The sequence below is a fragment of the Terrabacter sp. 01T434 genome (assembly GCF_056398545.1).
Window position 1 is genome coordinate 145,131 of sequence record NZ_JBFTPP010000005.1, and the last position, 16,131, is coordinate 161,261.

14 protein-coding genes are annotated in these 16,131 nt (G+C 72.8%); 9 read left to right on the plus strand and 5 right to left on the minus strand.

What is annotated here, in order from left to right:
- The 4 genes from AC1DIW_RS11975 to nirD are packed head-to-tail and all read left to right on the plus strand — an operon-like array spanning position 1 to position 6,688.
- Entirely contained in the window at positions 1 to 2,127 is a 2,127-nt protein-coding gene (locus AC1DIW_RS11975; RefSeq protein WP_478108844.1) for a molybdopterin oxidoreductase family protein, read from the plus strand.
- Positions 2,124 to 3,689 (plus strand): FAD-dependent oxidoreductase, encoded by a 1,566-nt coding sequence (locus AC1DIW_RS11980; protein WP_478108400.1) that lies wholly within the window; start codon positions 2,124 to 2,126, stop codon positions 3,687 to 3,689. The genes AC1DIW_RS11975 and AC1DIW_RS11980 overlap by 4 nt, the downstream gene beginning before the upstream one ends.
- Positions 3,689 to 6,247 carry a nitrite reductase large subunit NirB gene (gene nirB / locus AC1DIW_RS11985; protein WP_478108402.1) on the plus strand — a complete coding sequence of 853 codons (2,559 nt, stop codon included), beginning with the start codon at positions 3,689 to 3,691 and terminating at the stop codon, positions 6,245 to 6,247. Before AC1DIW_RS11980 ends, nirB begins: the two co-directional genes overlap by 1 nt.
- A gap of 18 nt (positions 6,248 to 6,265) precedes the next feature.
- On the plus strand, positions 6,266 to 6,688 hold the full coding sequence (gene nirD, locus AC1DIW_RS11990; RefSeq protein ID WP_478108403.1) for a nitrite reductase small subunit NirD: 423 nt from the start codon (positions 6,266 to 6,268) through the stop codon (positions 6,686 to 6,688).
- A 222-nt stretch (positions 6,689 to 6,910) separates the two neighbouring features.
- Here the strand turns inward: nirD and AC1DIW_RS11995 are convergent, their stop codons facing one another.
- The gene (locus tag AC1DIW_RS11995) at positions 6,911 to 7,786 is read right to left on the minus strand and encodes an SDR family oxidoreductase (RefSeq protein ID WP_478108405.1); all 876 of its coding nucleotides are present in this window, start codon (positions 7,784 to 7,786) and stop codon (positions 6,911 to 6,913) included.
- A 96-nt stretch (positions 7,787 to 7,882) separates the two neighbouring features.
- Between AC1DIW_RS11995 and AC1DIW_RS12000 the strand changes: the two genes are divergently transcribed.
- Complete coding sequence (locus tag AC1DIW_RS12000) at positions 7,883 to 8,269, plus strand: winged helix-turn-helix transcriptional regulator (RefSeq protein WP_478108407.1); 387 nt, start codon at positions 7,883 to 7,885, stop codon at positions 8,267 to 8,269.
- On the opposite strand, the gene AC1DIW_RS12005 is transcribed toward AC1DIW_RS12000, so the two are convergent.
- Together AC1DIW_RS12005 and cobA are read right to left on the minus strand one after the other, a co-directional pair.
- On the minus strand, positions 8,259 to 9,392 hold the full coding sequence (locus AC1DIW_RS12005; RefSeq protein WP_478108846.1) for a uroporphyrinogen-III synthase: 1,134 nt from the start codon (positions 9,390 to 9,392) through the stop codon (positions 8,259 to 8,261). The two genes, AC1DIW_RS12000 and AC1DIW_RS12005, sit on opposite strands and share 11 nt — an antisense overlap.
- A 68-nt stretch (positions 9,393 to 9,460) precedes the next feature.
- The gene (cobA, locus tag AC1DIW_RS12010) at positions 9,461 to 10,489 is read right to left on the minus strand and encodes a uroporphyrinogen-III C-methyltransferase (RefSeq protein WP_478108408.1); all 1,029 of its coding nucleotides are present in this window, start codon (positions 10,487 to 10,489) and stop codon (positions 9,461 to 9,463) included.
- A gap of 199 nt (positions 10,490 to 10,688) precedes the next feature.
- Here cobA and AC1DIW_RS12015 point away from each other — a divergent pair, with 199 nt between their 5' ends.
- Positions 10,689 to 11,378, plus strand: a complete 690-nt coding sequence (locus tag AC1DIW_RS12015) for a sirohydrochlorin chelatase (protein WP_478108410.1) — start codon at positions 10,689 to 10,691, stop codon at positions 11,376 to 11,378.
- Positions 11,379 to 11,404: 26 nt separating this feature from the next.
- Here AC1DIW_RS12015 and AC1DIW_RS12020 read toward each other — a convergent pair whose 3' ends face one another.
- A complete protein-coding gene (locus AC1DIW_RS12020) occupies positions 11,405 to 11,983 on the minus strand; it encodes a WXG100 family type VII secretion target (protein WP_478108412.1) in 579 nt (192 codons plus the stop codon).
- Between the two features lie 125 nt (positions 11,984 to 12,108).
- On the opposite strand from AC1DIW_RS12020, the gene AC1DIW_RS12025 reads away from it, so the two are divergent.
- Both AC1DIW_RS12025 and AC1DIW_RS12030 read left to right on the plus strand, forming a co-directional pair.
- Positions 12,109 to 12,759: an IMPACT family protein gene (locus AC1DIW_RS12025; RefSeq protein ID WP_478108414.1), complete on the plus strand. Its 651-nt coding sequence runs from the start codon at positions 12,109 to 12,111 to the stop codon at positions 12,757 to 12,759.
- 59 nt (positions 12,760 to 12,818) lie between these two features.
- Entirely contained in the window at positions 12,819 to 13,391 is a 573-nt protein-coding gene (locus AC1DIW_RS12030) for an HhH-GPD-type base excision DNA repair protein (protein ID WP_478108416.1), read from the plus strand.
- A 93-nt stretch (positions 13,392 to 13,484) separates the two neighbouring features.
- On the opposite strand, the gene AC1DIW_RS12035 is transcribed toward AC1DIW_RS12030, so the two are convergent.
- Positions 13,485 to 14,855 carry a cystathionine beta-synthase gene (locus tag AC1DIW_RS12035; protein ID WP_442277737.1) on the minus strand — a complete coding sequence of 457 codons (1,371 nt, stop codon included), beginning with the start codon at positions 14,853 to 14,855 and terminating at the stop codon, positions 13,485 to 13,487.
- A 149-nt stretch (positions 14,856 to 15,004) separates the two neighbouring features.
- Between AC1DIW_RS12035 and AC1DIW_RS12040 the strand changes: the two genes are divergently transcribed.
- Positions 15,005 to 16,066, plus strand: a complete 1,062-nt coding sequence (locus AC1DIW_RS12040) for an SGNH/GDSL hydrolase family protein (RefSeq protein ID WP_478108418.1) — start codon at positions 15,005 to 15,007, stop codon at positions 16,064 to 16,066.
- Positions 16,067 to 16,131 lie beyond the last annotated feature (65 nt).

Here is a 16,131-nt window from a genome sequence, read left to right on the forward strand (position 1 = left end):
ATGCCGTCGCCCCCGCTGGGCGGGGACGCGCCCTCCGAGGGGGTGGGCGTCGCGACGCACTGCGCCTACTGCGGCCTCCAGTGCGCGCTGACCCTGACGGGGACGTCTGCCGCCGACCTCACCGTGAGCCCGCGGCGCTTCCCGACGAACCGGGGCGGCCTGTGCCAGAAGGGGTGGACGAGCGCGGAGCTGCTCCGCACGCCCTCGCGTCTCACCACCCCCCTCCTCCGCCGTGGCGGCGAGCTGGTGCCGGCGTCGTGGGACGAAGCCCTCGACGTCGTGGCCGATGCCATCGTCCGGACGCAGACGGCATACGGCAGGGACGCCGTGGCGGTCTTCGGCGGCGGCGGGCTGACCAACGAAAAGGCCTACCAGCTGGGCAAGTTCGCTCGCGTCGCGCTGCGCACGAGCCAGATCGACTACAACGGCCGGTGGTGCATGAGCTCCGCCGCGGCAGCCGGCATCAGGTGCTTCGGCCTCGACCGCGGACTCCCCTTCCCGGTCACCGACATCGGCTCGGCGCACGCGGTGCTGCTCCTCGGCGCCAACCCGGCCGAGACCATGCCGCCCTTCCTCACCCACCTCGTGCGGGCAGCCGACGCCGGCGGGCTCATGGTCGCCGACCCGCGCCTGACCCCGACCGCCGCCAGGGCGATCGACGGCGGCGGCCTGCACCTGCAGCTGCGCCCCGGCACCGATGCGGCCCTGGCGCTCGGGATGCTCCACCTCGCCGTCACCGAGGGGTATGCCGACCGCCGCTTCATCGAGGAGCGGACCACCGGCTTCGACGACCTCTGGCCCGTTGCTGCGCAGTGGCTGCCCCAGCGGGTCGAGCGGGTCACCGGGGTCGCGGTGACGACGATGCGCGCCGCCGTCGCGGCACTGGCGCGGGCCCGCGACACCGAGCGCGGCGCCTACATCCTCTCCGCCCGCGGCAGCGAGCAGCACGCCAGCGGCACCGACACGGTCACCGCGTTCATCGCGCTCGCCCTCGCGCTCGGGCTGCCCGGCAACCCGGGCACCGGCTTCGGCACCATCACCGGCCAGGGCAACGGCCAGGGCGGCCGGGAGCACGGCCAGAAGGCCGACCAGCTACCGGGCTATCGCAAGATCGACGACCCTGCGGCGCGGGCTCACGTCGCCGCCGTGTGGGGCATCGACCCGGCCGACCTGCCCGGGCCCGGCCGCAGCGCCTTCGAGCTGCTCTCCGCGCTCGGGACGGACGGCGGCCCGCGGGTGCTTCTCGTGCACGGCTCGAACCCCGTCGTGTCGGCGCCGGACGCATGCGTCGTCACCGAGCAGCTCGGTGCGCTGGACCTGCTCGTCGTCTCGGACTTCGTCCTGTCGGAGACCGCGGCGATCGCGGACGTCGTCCTCCCCGTGCTCCAGTGGGCCGAGGAGGAGGGCACGCTGACCAACCTCGAAGGTCGGGTGCTGCGGCGGCGGCGGGCCCTCACTGCGCCCGACGGGTGCCGCAGCGAGCTCGACGTGTGGAGCGAGCTGGCCGCCCGGATCGATTGCAGCACAGACTTTCCCACCGACCCTCGGGCCGTCTTCGACGAGCTCCGACGCGCGTCCGCCGGCGGACCGGCTGACTACTCCGCTGTGACGTGGGAGCGACTCGACGCCGGCGAGAGCCTGCACTGGCCGTGCACGACCGAGCGCCCGCAGGGCACGCCCCGACTCTTCCTCGACCGCTTCGCGACGCCGGACGGGCTCGCGCGCTTCGTCGCCGTCGACCACGCCGGACCTGCGGAGGCCGACGACACGGCATACCCCCTCGTCGCGACGACGGGTCGCGTGCTCCAGCACTACCAGTCCGGCGCCCAGACCCGCCTCGTCGACGAGCTGTCGGCGGCGGCCGGCGAGATGTTCGTCCAGGTGCACCCCGACACCGCGGGGTCCGTCGGGCTGGTGGACGGCGACCTCGCCGACGTCGTCAGCCGCCGGGGACGCACCCGGGCGGCCGTGCGTGTCGACGAGGACATGCGCCCCGACGTCGTCTTCCTGCCGTTCCACTGGGGTGGCGACGCGCGGGCCAACTCGCTCACCCACGCCGCCCTCGACCCGACCAGCCGCATGCCCGAGTTCAAGGCGTGCGCCGTCCGACTGGAGGCCGTCGCATGACCCCCACCCGTAGGCACGTCCTCGTCGTCGGCAACGGCATGGCCGGGGCGCGCGTCGCCGAGGAGATCCGCCACCGCGACCCCGACGCGACGCGTTTCGCCGTGACCGTCGTCGGCGAGGAGCCGCACGCCGCCTACAACCGCGTGCTGCTCTCGACCGTCGTCGCCGGTGGCATCACCGCGCGCGACACACGTTTGAAGCCCGACGGCTGGTGGGCCGCGCGGCACATCAACGTCGTCCTCGGTGCCCGGGTCACGTCCGTCGACGTGACGGCCCGCACGGCGGCCCTCGCGTCCGACGGGGTCGAGCGGGTGGTCGACTGGGACGAGCTCGTCCTCGCCACCGGCAGCACGAGCTTCGTCCCGCCCACCGAGGGGTTGTATGCCGGCCCGCCCGGTCCCGGGGCCGCGCTGGCCGACGGGGTCGTCGCCTTCAGGACCGTCGACGACTGCGCCCGACTGATCGAGGCGGCCGAGTCCGCTTCCACTGCAGTCGTTCTCGGCGGCGGCCTGCTCGGTCTCGAGGCAGCCCGCGGACTCCTCGCTCGCGGTGTCGAGGTCACCATCGTGCACCCGCAGGACTACCCGATGGACCGCCAGCTCGACGCCGACGGCGGGGCCGTCCTGTCCCGCGTCGTCCGCGGCATCGGCGCGCGGCTCGTCCTCGGCCACTTCGTCACCGCTCGTCACGCAGGCTGCGACGGCGAGCCGGCTCACGTCGTCCTCGGCGATGGCTCGGCCCTGCCCGCAGACCTCGTGGTCGTCGCCGCTGGAGTCCGCCCGCGCACCGACCTCGCCGTGGCGATGGGCCTCGAGGTCGACCGGGCCGTCGTCGTCGACGACCGGCTCGCCACCTCGGTCCCCCACGTCCACGCCATCGGCGAGTGCGCCCAGCACCGCGACGAGGTGCCCGGACTCGTGCAGCCCGGCTGGGACCAGGCGCGCGTCCTCGCCGACGTGCTCACCGGCACCGACCCCGAGGCCGTCTATGAGGGCACGAGCGTGTTGACCCGGCTCAAGGCCCACGACATCGACCTGGCGAGCATGGGGACCGTCGACGTCGACGTCCACGACCCGGGCCACGAGGTGCTCACCTTCACCGACCCGAGCCGCGGCCGCTACGCCAAGCTCGTCCTGCGCCAGGACCGGCTCGTCGGCGCGATCCTGCTCGGCGTCGGCGACGCCGCCGGCGCGCTGACCCAGCTCTACGACACCGGCGCCGCCGTCCCGCGGGATCGTCTGGCGCTCATGCTCGGCCGCGCGGTGACCCGCTCCGGGGCCCCGGAGACGGCGAGCCTGGCCGAGATGCCCGGCACCGCCGTCATCTGTCGCTGCAACACGGTGACGAAGTCGGCCATCGTCGGCGCCTTCCGCGCCGGTGCGGACTCCGTCGCTGGTGTCGCCGAGGCCACGCGGGCCACGACCGGCTGCGGCTCGTGCAAGGGCGCCGTCGACGGCCTCTGCTCCTGGCTGCGCTCGTCCGAGCCGGCCACCGACCCCTCACTCCCGACGACCCCCGACCCGGTGTCGGCACCCGCCGCCCTGACCGAAGGAGCCGCCTGATGTCCCCCACCCCCGAGCACGCAACGGGCACCGCCACCCGCACCGTCGTCGTCGTCGGTCACGGCATGGTGGGCCACCGCTTCGTCGAGGCGCTCCGGTCGCGGGACACGGAGAGCACGTGGAAGGTCGTCGTCCTCTCCGAGGAGGCGGACGCGGCATACGACCGAGTGGGCCTGTCGTCCTACGTCGGTGCATGGGACCGGGGCGCCCTGGCTCTGTCGGGTAACTCGTATGCGGGTGACTGCCTCGTGGACCTGCGGCTGGGCACCCGCGCCGAGCACGTCGACCGGCAGGCGCGCACCGTCACCACGAGCGCCGGCGATGTCGTCGCGTACGACTCGCTCGTGCTTGCCACGGGCTCCTACCCGTTCGTGCCGCCGGTGCCGGGGCACGACTCGACGGGGTGCTTCGTCTACCGCACTCTTGATGACCTCGACGGCATCCGTCGCGCAGCCGAGAAGGCTCAGCAGCGGGCACATGCAGAGGGCCGCGAGGCCAACGGGCTCGTCGTCGGTGGCGGACTGCTCGGTCTCGAGGCCGCCAACGCCCTGCGCCTGCTGGGTCTGACGCCGCACGTCGTCGAGTTCGCACCCCGACTCATGCCGCTCCAGGTCGACGAGGGTGGCGGCGCGGTCCTCGAGGGCCTCATCAGCAACCTCGGCGTCCAGGTGCACACCGGCGCAGGCACGCAGTCCATCGCGGCGCAGGACGACGGCCGCCTCGCGGTCGAGCTCTGCGACGGCACGGCCCTGCTCACCGATCTCGTCGTCTTCTCCGCCGGCGTGCGGCCGTCCGACGCCGTCGCCCGCACTGCCGGTCTCGACGTCGGCGAGCGCGGCGGGGTCATCACCGACACCGCCTGCCGCACCAGCGACGAGAACGTCTGGGCCGTGGGCGAGGTCGCCGCGGTCGAGGGGCGCTGCTACGGGCTCGTCGCGCCGGGGTACTCGATGGCCGAGGTGGTCGCCGACCGGCTCCTCGGCGGGGAGGCGACCTTCCCCGGCGCCGACCTGTCGACCAAGCTCAAGCTGCTCGGCGTCGACGTCGCCTCCTTCGGCGACGCGATGGGTGCCACGCCGGGGGCCCTCGAGATCGTGCACACCGACGCCACGAAGGGCACCTACGCCAAGGTCGTCGTCAGCGACGACGCCCGGACTCTCCTCGGCGGCATCCTCGTGGGTGACGCCTCGGCGTACACCACGCTCAAGGCGTACGTCGGCCGCGAGGTGCCCGGCGACCCAGGCGCGCTCGTGTCCCCCGCCGGCGCAGAGCTGGGCGCCGACGCCCTGCCCGAGGATGCCGTCATCTGCTCGTGCAACAACGTGACGAAGGGCTCGATCTGCGGGGCGATCGCCGAGGGAGCCTGCGACCTGGCCGCGATCAAGGGGTGCACGAACGCCGGAACCACCTGTGGCGGTTGCCTGCCCACGGTCAAGAAACTGCTTGTCGACTCAGGTGTCGAGCTCTCCAAGGCCCTCTGCGAGCACTTCGAGCAGAGCCGTGCCGAGCTCTTCGAGATCGTCTCGGCCACGGGCATACGCACCTTCTCCGGGCTCATCGCACGCTACGGCACGGGCACCGGCTGCGAGATCTGCAAGCCGACGGTCGCCTCGATCCTCGCGTCGACGAGCAGCGAGCACATTCTTGACGGCGAGCAGGCCGCGCTGCAGGACAGCAACGACCACTTCCTCGCGAACATCCAGAAGAACGGCACGTACTCCGTCGTCCCGCGGATGCCGGGCGGGGAGGCCACGGCCGAGCAGCTCATCACGATCGGCCAGGTCGCCCAGGAGTTCGGGCTCTACGTCAAGGTGACCGGGGGCCAGCGCATCGACCTCTTCGGTGCGCGCGTCGAGCAGCTCCCGGCCATCTGGCAGCGCCTCGTCGACGTCGGCATGGAGTCGGGGCAGGCCTACGGCAAGTCGCTGCGGACCGTGAAGTCGTGCGTCGGGTCGGCGTGGTGCCGCTACGGCGTGCAGGACTCCGTGGGCATGGCCGTGGACCTCGAGCACCGCTACCGCGGGCTCCGCTCGCCGCACAAGATCAAGTTCGGCGTCTCGGGCTGTGCGCGCGAGTGCGCGGAGGCCCGCGGCAAGGACGTCGGCGTCATCGCCACCGACAGGGGCTGGAACCTCTACGTGTGCGGCAACGGCGGCCAGACGCCCGCGCACGCACGTCTGCTCGCGAGCGACCTCGACGACGAAACCCTCGTGCGCTACATCGACCGCTTCCTCATGTTCTACGTCCGCACCGCCGACCGGCTCCAGCGCACGGCTCCGTGGCTCGACTCGCTCGAGGGCGGCCTCGACCACCTCAAGGCCGTCGTGTGCGACGACTCCCTCGGGATCGCCGACGACCTCGAGGCGGCGATGGCCCGACACGTCGAGGGCTACGAGGACGAGTGGAAGGCGGTGCTCGACGATCCCGAGAAGCTCTCGCGCTTCGTGTCGTTCGTCAACGCGCCCGAAGAGGCCGACCCGACGGTCACCTTCGACGAGTCCGGCCCCCGCAAGGTGCCGGTCCTGCTCGGTCTGCCCACCGTCCGCGAGAACGTCTGAGCCGCAGAGGAACCCACCATGACAGCGCTCACCATGAGTCCCGGCGGCACGGCGTCGACCACCTCACGCACGGTCATCCGTCCAGGCATCCTGCCACCTCCCGGTGCACGGCAGTGGGTGTCGGCCTGCCCGGTGGGCCGACTCGTCCCCGGCCGCGGCGTGGCCGTCCTCCTGCCCCGTGGCGCGCAGGCGGCGCTGTTCCTGCTCACCACCGGGATGATCTACGCCGTCGACAACCTCGACCCCTACGCCGGCGCCGCCGTCATCTCGCGCGGCCTCACGGGCGACCGCGCCGGCGAGCCGACGGTGGCCTCCCCGCTGCTCAAGCAGGTCTTCTCGCTGCGCACGGGCGCCGCCCTCGACGACCCCGACATCTCCCTGCCGACGTATGCCGTCCGCGTCCAGCACGGGATCGTGAGGATCGGCGCCCCCCTCCCCTGACCGTCGAAAGGCCACGTATGGCCGGGTGACGCACGTCGAAAGGCCACGTGTGGTCGGGTGACGCACGTCGAAAGGCCACGTGTGGTCGGTGACGCACGTCGAAAGGCCAATCCCTGCCGTTGTCCGACGGCAAGGATTGGCCTCTCGACCGGAGCGGAGCGACCACACGTGGCCTCTCGACGGTGGAAGTAGAAGTCAGGTGGGTCAGGTGGGTCAGGCGGGTCAGGCGGTGGTGACCAGGGCGGCGCGGAGGGCGGCCTCGAGGTCCGCCGCGGGACGTCCGATGAGGCGCGACAGGTCGCCGGTGTCGGTGAACAGCGCCCCGTCGGCGATCCCACGGTCGCTGTCGGCCAGCACGCCGGCATACCCCTCAGGCAGACCCGCGGCGACGAGCGCCGCCGTAAGGTCCGCGACCGACAGGTCGCGGTAGACGACCTCGCGACCGGCGATGCGACCCACCGTCGCAGCGAGCTCGCCGAGCGTGAATGCGTTGTCGCCACCGAGCTCGTAGACGGCGCCCTCGTGACCGTGGCCGTCCTCGCCCGCAAGGACGAAGGCGGCGGCGTCGGCATAGTCGGCGCGCGTCGCGGCACTGACGCGCCCCTCACCGGCGGCACCGAGGACGGCGCCGTGCTCGAGGAACGTGGGCAGTTGGCCGATGTAGTTCTCGAGGTACCACGAGTTGCGCAGGAGGGCGTGAGGCAGACCCGAGGCGGCGAGCAGCTCCTCGGTCGCGCGGTGCTCGACAGCGAGGGCCAGGTCGGAGGTGTCGGCGCGCGTGATGCTCGTGTAGGCGACGAAGCTGACGTCGGCACGCTTCGCCGCGTCGATCACGTTGGCGTGCTGGGCGATCCGCTGACCGACCTCGCTGCCGGAGACGAGCAGGAGCCGGTCGACACCGGCGAAGGCTGCGTCGAGCGACGCAGGGTCGGCGTAGTCGGCACGGCGCACCTGGACGCCACGGTCGGCGAGGTCGGCGATCGACTCGGGCGTGCGGGCGATGGCGACGACCTGGGCCGCAGGCGTGCCGCGCTCGAGGAGGGCCTCGACGACGAGACGGCCGAGGTGGCCACTGGCACCGGTGACGAGAAGAGTCATGACGTTCCTTTCGGGTGGGACTGACACCCTGCAGAACGACGGCGCCCACGGCATACTTCCCAGAAGTTAGTACCCACTTTGAAGTAAGGTACTGACATGACGGTTAGTCCCATCCTGCGCCGGCACTTCCCCGACGGCATCTTCTCCTCCGACTGTCCCAGCCGCGTCGTCCTCGACCACGTGACGAGCAAGTGGGGCACGCTCGTCATCCTCGCCCTGGCCGAGGGCGAGCCGCTGCGGTGGAGCGAGCTGCGCCGCCGCGCCGAAGGCGTCAGCGAGAAGATGCTCGCCCAGACGCTGCGCATGCTCGAGGCCGACGGGCTCGTCCACCGCGACGCCAGGCCGGTCGTCCCGCCGCACGTCGAGTACTCCCTCACCGCACGCGGTGGCGAGCTGGCGGAGCGCATGGTGCCCCTCATGGACTGGATCGCCGACCACGCGCCGGCCATCGTCGGCGACGCCGAGGTGGCGGCTACACGTTGAGGCGGTAGCCGCGGCGCACGACCGTCTGCACGAGGTGCCGGTCGGGCAGCGCCGAGCGCAACCGGCTGACAGCCATGTCGAGGGCGTGCTCGTTCTCGGCGTCTGGCAGCTCGTCGAGCAGCCGTTCCCGGCTCAGGACGGCACCCGGCTCGGACATCAGCGCCGCAAGCATCGCCCGCGGACCGCGCGCCAGTGTCACCGTCTCCCCGCCGAAGCTCACGACGCGGCCGTGCACGACGAGCAGGCCCAGGGCGGTCTGCACCTCCTCGACCCCGTTGCTCGTGAGGTGCTCCACGACGGTGCGGACGAGGGCGCCCATCCGGAAGCGGTCCGGGACGATGGGCGTCACACCCAGGTCAAGGAGCGGAGCCGCCGTCACCGGTCCGACCGCAGCCGCCGTGACGCCGCACCGCAGAGCATCGACGAGCACCCCGTCCATGCCGAGCTGCGCTGCGGCAGAGACGAGTCCATCGACGGCCGGGGCAGACGTGAACGTCACGACATCGACCTCGCGGGCCGCCACTGCGGCGACGAGACGTCCCAGACGGCTCTCGTCGGTCGGGCGAACCCATCGGTAGGGCGCGACGGTCAGCACCGAGGCGCCGGCCGAGCGCAGCCGCTCGAGCTGCTCGACATCTTCGTGCCCGTGCAGCTGGACGGCGACTCGGCGGCCGGCCACACCACCCTCGAGGGCCAGCCCGACCGTCGACGCCGTGCGCTCGTCGTCGGCGATGCCGTCGTCGTCGTGACCCGCCGCCCGGACCGCCCCGCGCGCCTTGGGACCACGCACGATGATGCGCGCGCGGTCGAGCGTGCGGGCCAGGTCCTCGCCGAGCCCTGCAGCGTCGGCGGCCTCGATCCACCGCCGGAATCCGTAGGCCGTCGTGACGATGACGACGTCGGGCCGACACTCGATGATCGCGCGCGTGTCGCCGATGAGGATCTCGTCCTCCTCGACGGGCGCGATGCGGACGGCGGGTGCGTGGAGCACCTCGGCCCCGCGGCGCACGAAGGCGTCGATGAGGTCCGCGGAGCGACGGTCGGACGTCACGGCGATCCGGAAGCCCTCGAGCACAGCTCCCGTCGACTCGAGGCGCGTGGCATCGGGATCGGGTCCCGTCAGGTCCGCCGACCACGCCGTATGCGGGTGGCCGCGTCGCGGCGCCGAGGCGGCCGGGGTGGTCGGCTCGCTCACGACGTCACATCCACGGCGAGGCCGGAGGGCGACGCCGCCCCGACACGGCGGTCCCAGACGGCCGACTGCCGGACCACCTCACCGACGATGATGACCGACGGCGAGGATGCACCGGCCCGTGCCGCGAGGTCAGGCAGCGTGGTGAGCGTCCCGACGATGCTGCGCTGGTCCGGGGTGAAGCCGCGCTCCACGATCGCAGCCGGGGTGTCGTGGGCGAGACCGGCGCGCGTCAGGGCCGTCGTCAGCGGCACGAGGTTGTGCATCCCCATGAGGAAGACGACGGTGCCGCCGAGATCCGCGAGCGCCGTGGCCTGGCGTGGCTCCAGCGGCACGTGCCCCGAGACGACCGTGAAGGCGTGGCTGACACCCCGGTGCGTCAAGGGGATCCCGGCGCAGCCCGGCACGCCGACCGCCGACGAGACCCCGGGGACGACCGTGACGGGCAGCCCTGCCTCGACCGCCGCGGCGACCTCCTCGCCACCACGGCCGAAGACGTAGGGGTCCCCGCCCTTGAGCCGCACGACGGTGAGCCCGGCCAGCGCGTGCTCGACCATGATGCGCTCGATCTCGCCCTGGGGCACGGCGTGGTGCCCGGGACGCTTGCCGACATCGACGATCGCGGCCCCGGGCGCGAGAGCGGCGAGGTCGCCCACCTCGGCGAGGCGGTCGGTCAGCACGACGTCGGCGTCAGCGAGGGCGCGCATCCCGGCCAGCGTCATGAGCTCGATCCCCCCGGGACCCGCCCCGACGAGGACGACTCGGCCCCGCGGCGCCTCCCGCGCCGGCTCGGTGACGACTGGGCAGCGCCCCGCGAGGGCTGCGCGTGTCCCGGACCAGGTGGCTGCCGGTCCGACGATGACCGCCAACCGGGCCATCTCGCAGGCTGCTGTCGTCACGTCACCGGGCGACGCTGCGACCGACACGACCGCGCCGGCCCGCTGGTAGCGGCGCACCGTCTCGGTCGTCAGACGCGGCGGACCCACGACGAGCACGGGCAGCCCCGTGAGGTCGGTCTCGATCAGCACACCGGCCTCCGTCGCAGCTCGCGTTCCACGTCGGGTCCAACGTTAGGAAGGGCGTGTTTCGTCCGCGTTTCCGTCCCGCGATGCCTTGGTAACGACCTGCTCACCCGGGCGTATGCGTGTCGTGCGCTCGCGTGGGCGCCCTCCGCCGCGGCCTCGGACAGCCCGACACCCCGCGGGTCCGGCCTGACAGAGTGAGGCCATGACCAGCCCAGCACCCGTGCTCGTGGCGGTGGCCCACGGCACGTCCTCGGCGGCCGGCCGGTCGGCGATCGGAAGCCTCGTCGCCGCCGTGGCGGCGCGGCGTCCGGACCTCACCGTCCGAGCAGCCTTCGTCGACGTGCAGCCACCAGGACCCGGAGCCGTGCTGTCCTCGCTCGAGGCCGCCGCACCCGCCCGGCTCGTGCCGCTGCTCCTCTCGGCCGGCTACCACGTCTACGTCGACCTCACCGGGGCCGCGGCTGCCGTCCCGGGCACCACGGTCGCGCCGGCTCTCGGCCCGGACGACCGCCTCGCGGGCCTGCTCCTGCGTCGCCTCGAGGCCGCCGGCGTGCGCGACGACGACGTCGTGGTCCTCGGCGCTGCCGGGTCCTCGCAGGCCTCGGCCGTGCGCGACTGCGAGCAGGTGGCGGCAGCGCTCGGCCGCCTCATCCGGCGTCCCGTCGTCACGGGCTACCTCTCCGCCGTCGAGCCCAAGCTCGCGGAGGCTGTTGCGGCGCAGCGTCTTCCGGGACGTCGAGTCGTCGTCGCGACCTATCTGCTCGCACCGGGCTTCTTCGCCGACCTCGCCGCGAGGTCCGGCGCCGACGTCGTGACTCCCCCGCTCCTGCTCCCGCACGAACCCGCGCCGGCTGAGCTCGTCGACGTCGTCGTCGAGCGCTACCTCGGCTGACGAGCCAGGCTGCGGCACGGTGAGGGTCAGCGGATCGGCAGGCCGAGGTCCTGAGCGGCTGCCGCCGCGACTCCGGCCGGCACGACCGGGCCGAAGGCCATCGGCTCGAACGCGGCTGCCCCGACGGGCGCCCGCCCGATCCAGTGGCCCCAGCCGACCGCGTGGGCTGCGTGCGGCACACCCGGGTTGACGACCGGACGACCACGGTCCGGCCCCCACCCGACGAGGCCTGCCGCCGACTCGACCCCGGGCCCGACCTGACGTCCCCCGTGCCCCTGCAGAGCCGGCAGCGTCGCCGACCCTTCGCCCGCGCGGTGCGACCCGCTGCCGACCGCCGACGAGCCGCTCGAGCGGTGCTGGCGGTCGGCGTTGTCATGGAGGCGTCGCGACAGCTGGTCGAACTCGGTGCTGATGCGGTGCAGGTCATGCTCGACCCGACGCCAGCGTTCGACGAGGTGCTGCAGGTCCGGCCCCTGCCAGGCCCGTGCCATGGTGGACACCGCCCGCTGACCGTGCGCGCGGACCCCGTCGACCTCACGGCCGAACGACGTCATGCGACCAGCCGAGTCGCGCAGCGCGTCGACGTCAGCACCCTTCGAGAACACAGATCTCCCCTCTACCCCTGCAAACCGGACCAATCCTCACCTGACGGGCACGGTCGGTGCAATGGGGAGCGCTCCCCGGACTCCCGGCATACTCGAAAGGTCCCGCCCGCCCCGCGAGGGAAGGTATGCCGCTGAGCCCGCCACGCCGATACCTGACCCTCGCATCGCCCGCCACCGCCGAGCTCGAGGTGAAGCGGTCGCGGTTCCTCTGCGACGTGGCGCCGGCGTCGTCGGAGGAGGCGGCGCGCGCGTTCGTCGAGCAGGTGAGGTCGGGCACCCGCGACGCCCGGCACCACTGCACGGCCTTCGTGCTCGGGCCGGACGGCGCGACCCAGCGCAGCAACGACGACGGAGAGCCCTCGGGGACCGCGGGCGCGCCGATGCTCGACGTCCTGCGGGGCAGTGGTCTCACCGACGTCGTGGCCGTCGTGACGCGATGGTTCGGCGGAACCCTGCTCGGCACCGGCGGCCTCATCCGGGCCTACGGCGACGCCGTGTCGCAGGCACTCCACGAGGCGACGATGCTGGCTCGCGAGCTGCGAGAAGGTGTCGTCGTCGACGTCGACCACACGTCCGGTCCGCGGGTCGAGCACGCCCTGAGAGGGCTGGCCCACGTCGAGGTGGGCAACGTCGACTACCTGCCGCAGGGCATGCGCCTGTCCGTCACGGCAGCGCCCGACGCCGTCGCGGAGGTGGCGCGCACGGTCGCGACCCTGACCTCCGGTGCCGGTCGGATCGCACCGGGCCAGCCGTCCTGGGTCGACGCCACGCCCTGACGTGGGCAGTGCCGCCCGATGCGACGAGTCCGGCCCGGACCGCGTGAGAGCATGCCTGCATGGGCTTCCAGATCGCCAACGAGCCGGCCGCTGACCAGGTCCTCGACGAGCACCCGTTCGCCGTCGTCGTCGGGATGATGCTCGACCAGCAGTACGGCATGGAGCACGCCTTCCGCGGCGGCTACAAGGTGCTGAGCCGCTTCGGCACGCTCGATCCCGCGGCGATCGCGGCGGCCGACCCCGACGAGTTCAAGGCGATGGCCAGCACACCCCCGGCGATCCACCGGTTCCCGGGCTCGATGGCGGCGCGCCTGCAGGAGCTCGCCGCCCTCGTCGAGAGCCGCTACGACGGCGACGTGACGCGGCTCTGGACCGAGGCCACCACGGGCAAGGAGCTGCTCCGGCGCGTGCAGGAGCTGCCGGGCTTCGGCAAGCAGAAGGCGCAGATCTTCGTGGCGCTGCTGGCCAAGCAGCTGGGCATCCGCCCCGAGGGCTGGGAGGCGGCAGCGGGCGACTATGCCCTCGACGGCTACCGCTCGGTGGCGGATGTCGTCGACGCGGACTCGTTGCTCAAGGTCCGGGAGTTCAAGCAGGCCAAGAAGGCCGAGGCGAAGGCCAAGCAGCAGGCCTGAGCTGCAGCACGTCTCGCACGTATGCCGCTGGGTTCGCTTCTCGTGGAAGCGAACCCAGCGGCATACGGCGTCTCAGGCGAAGCCTGAAACGAGTCAGTCGGCGAGGAAACCGAGCAGGTCGGCGCGCGTGAGCACACCGATGGGCTTGCCGTCCTCGACGACGAGGATCGCGTCGGAGTCCTCGAGCTCCTTGCGCGCTGCCGACACGGGTGAACCGGCGCCCACGAGCGGCAGGCCCTTCTCCATGTGCTTCTCGACGGAGTCGGCAAGGTGCGCGTGGCCGGCGAAGAGCGCCTCGAGCAGTGCCCGCTCGCTCACGGACCCGGCCACCTCACCCGACATGACGGGCGGCTCGGCCTTGACGACGGGCATCTGCGAGACGCCGTACTCGCGCAGGATCTGCACGGCGTCACGGATCGTCTCGTTGGGGTGCGTGTGCACGAGGGCCGGCATGTCGCCCGACTTGCCGTGCAGGACAGAGCCGACGGTCGCCTCGGTGTGGTCGTTGAGGAAGCCGTAGGAGTGCATCCACTCGTCGTTGAAGATCTTGCTCATGTAGCCGCGGCCGGAGTCGGGCAGCAGGACGACCATGACGGCGTCCTCGGGCAGGTCCTTCGCGGCGCGCAGCGCGGCCACGACGGCCATGCCGCAGGAGCCACCGACGAGCAGGCCCTCCTCGCGGGCGAGGCGCCGGGTCATCTCGAAGGAGTCCGCGTCGCTGACGGCGATGACCTCGTCGACGACCGACGGGTCGTAGGCGCCGGGCCAGAAGTCCTCACCGACACCTTCGACGAGGTACGGGCGACCCGTGCCACCGGAGTAGACGGAGCCCTCGGGGTCGGCGGCGATGATGCGCACGGCGCCGTCGCTGACCTCCTTGAGGTACTTGCCGGTGCCACTGATGGTGCCACCGGTACCGGCGCCCGCGACGAAGTGCGTGACCCGGCCGTCGGTGTCGCGCCAGATCTCGGGCCCGGTCGTCAGGTAGTGGCTGTTGGGACCCTCGGGGTTGTAGTACTGGTTCGGCTTCCACGCACCGTCGATCTCTCGCACGAGGCGGTCGGAGACCGAGTAGTAGGAGTCCGGGTGCTCCGGCTCGACGGCGGTCGGGCACACGACGACCTCGGCGCCGTACGCCTTGAGCACGTCGCGCTTGTCCTGGCTCACCTTGTCGGGGCAGACGAACACGCAGTGGTAGCCGCGGCGCTGGGCCACGAGGGCCAGGCCCACGCCGGTGTTGCCGCTCGTGGGCTCGACGATGGTGCCACCGGGTCCCAGCAGGCCGTCGCGCTCCGCCGCCTCGACCATGCGCAGGGCGATGCGGTCCTTGACCGAACCGCCGGGGTTGAAGTACTCGACCTTCGCCAGCACCGTGCACCTCACCCCCGCGTCCGCGACGACGGAGCCGAGCTTGACAAGGGGCGTGTTGCCGACGAGGTCGGCGACGTTCTCTGCATACTTCACCCGCCCATCCTAGGAGGGCTGTCCCGCCGGTCGAGACACGCGGCCCACGCGGAGTCCCGGCCGCTGCCCGCAAACCGGGCACGGACCGTCGAGTCCGGGCGTTACCGTGGTGGACCTGGTGGAGCACGGCGCAGGAGGGGGGCTTCGGGATGGGGCGTGCACGGCGCGCGCGCAAGATCGCGCAGGCTGCGGCCTACGGCGGCGGAGTGGGCGTCGCGGGCCTCGGCGCCCTCGGCGCCCTCGGCTACGGGATCCTGCGGGTCGAGGCGATGATGGCCCGCAGGATCGTGGGCCAGCCCTTCGAGGGCGCCCCGTCCGACAGCGGCACCTACGGCTCCGGGTCCGGCGTCGCCCTGCGGTTCGTCGTGCTCGGCGACTCCACCGGCGTCGGGATGGGGGCGGACCACCCACACCAGACCATCGGCGCGACGATCGCGACGGAGATCGCCGCCTTGAGCCGCCGCCCGGTCGAGCTGACCAACGTCGCGGTCATCGGCGCCGAGTCCCCCGGCCTCGACGAGCAGGTCGAGCGTGCGCTCGCAGCCGTCCCCGAGCCCGACGTGGCCGTCATCCTGATCGGCGCCAACGACGTGACCCACCGCATCGACAGGTCCGTCGCCGTGCGCCACCTCGAGATGGCCGTGCGCAGCCTCCGCGAGGCCGGCGCCGAGGTCGTCGTCGGCACCTGCCCCGACCTCGGGGCCATCGAACCCGTGCCGCAGCCGCTGCGGCTGCTCGCCCGGCGCTGGTCCCGCGACCTCGCAGCCGCACAGACGGTCGCCGTCGTGGAAGCCGGCGGGCGGGCGGTGTCGGTCGGCGACCTGTTGAGCGAGGCGTTCTCGGCCGAGCCGCACGTCATGTTCAGCCAGGACCGCTTCCACCCGAGCCCCGCCGGCTACGCCCGGGTCGCCGCGGCGCTGCTGCCGACCGTGAGCGCCGCCCTCGACCTCTTCGGCGAGCGCAGCACGCCGACCCAGCCGAACGTGCGTCGCGGCGAGAGCGTCGGGCCGCTCGCGGTCGCGGCGACGCGGGCCGTCACCCGGCCCGGCACCGAGGTCGCTCGCGCCGAGGTCGGCGGTCAGTCCCGCGGTGCGCACGGACGCTGGGCGGTCCTGCTGCACCGCATGCGCCCGACCGTTGCATCACCCGGGCTGCCGGAGACCGCCGTCCGGCCTCCCGACGACCACACCGAGGACGCCGTCCTGCACTGACACCGCCCTCCCCAGGGAGCACACGACGAAGGGGCCGCCCCGCTCGTGCGGACGGCCCCGACGCG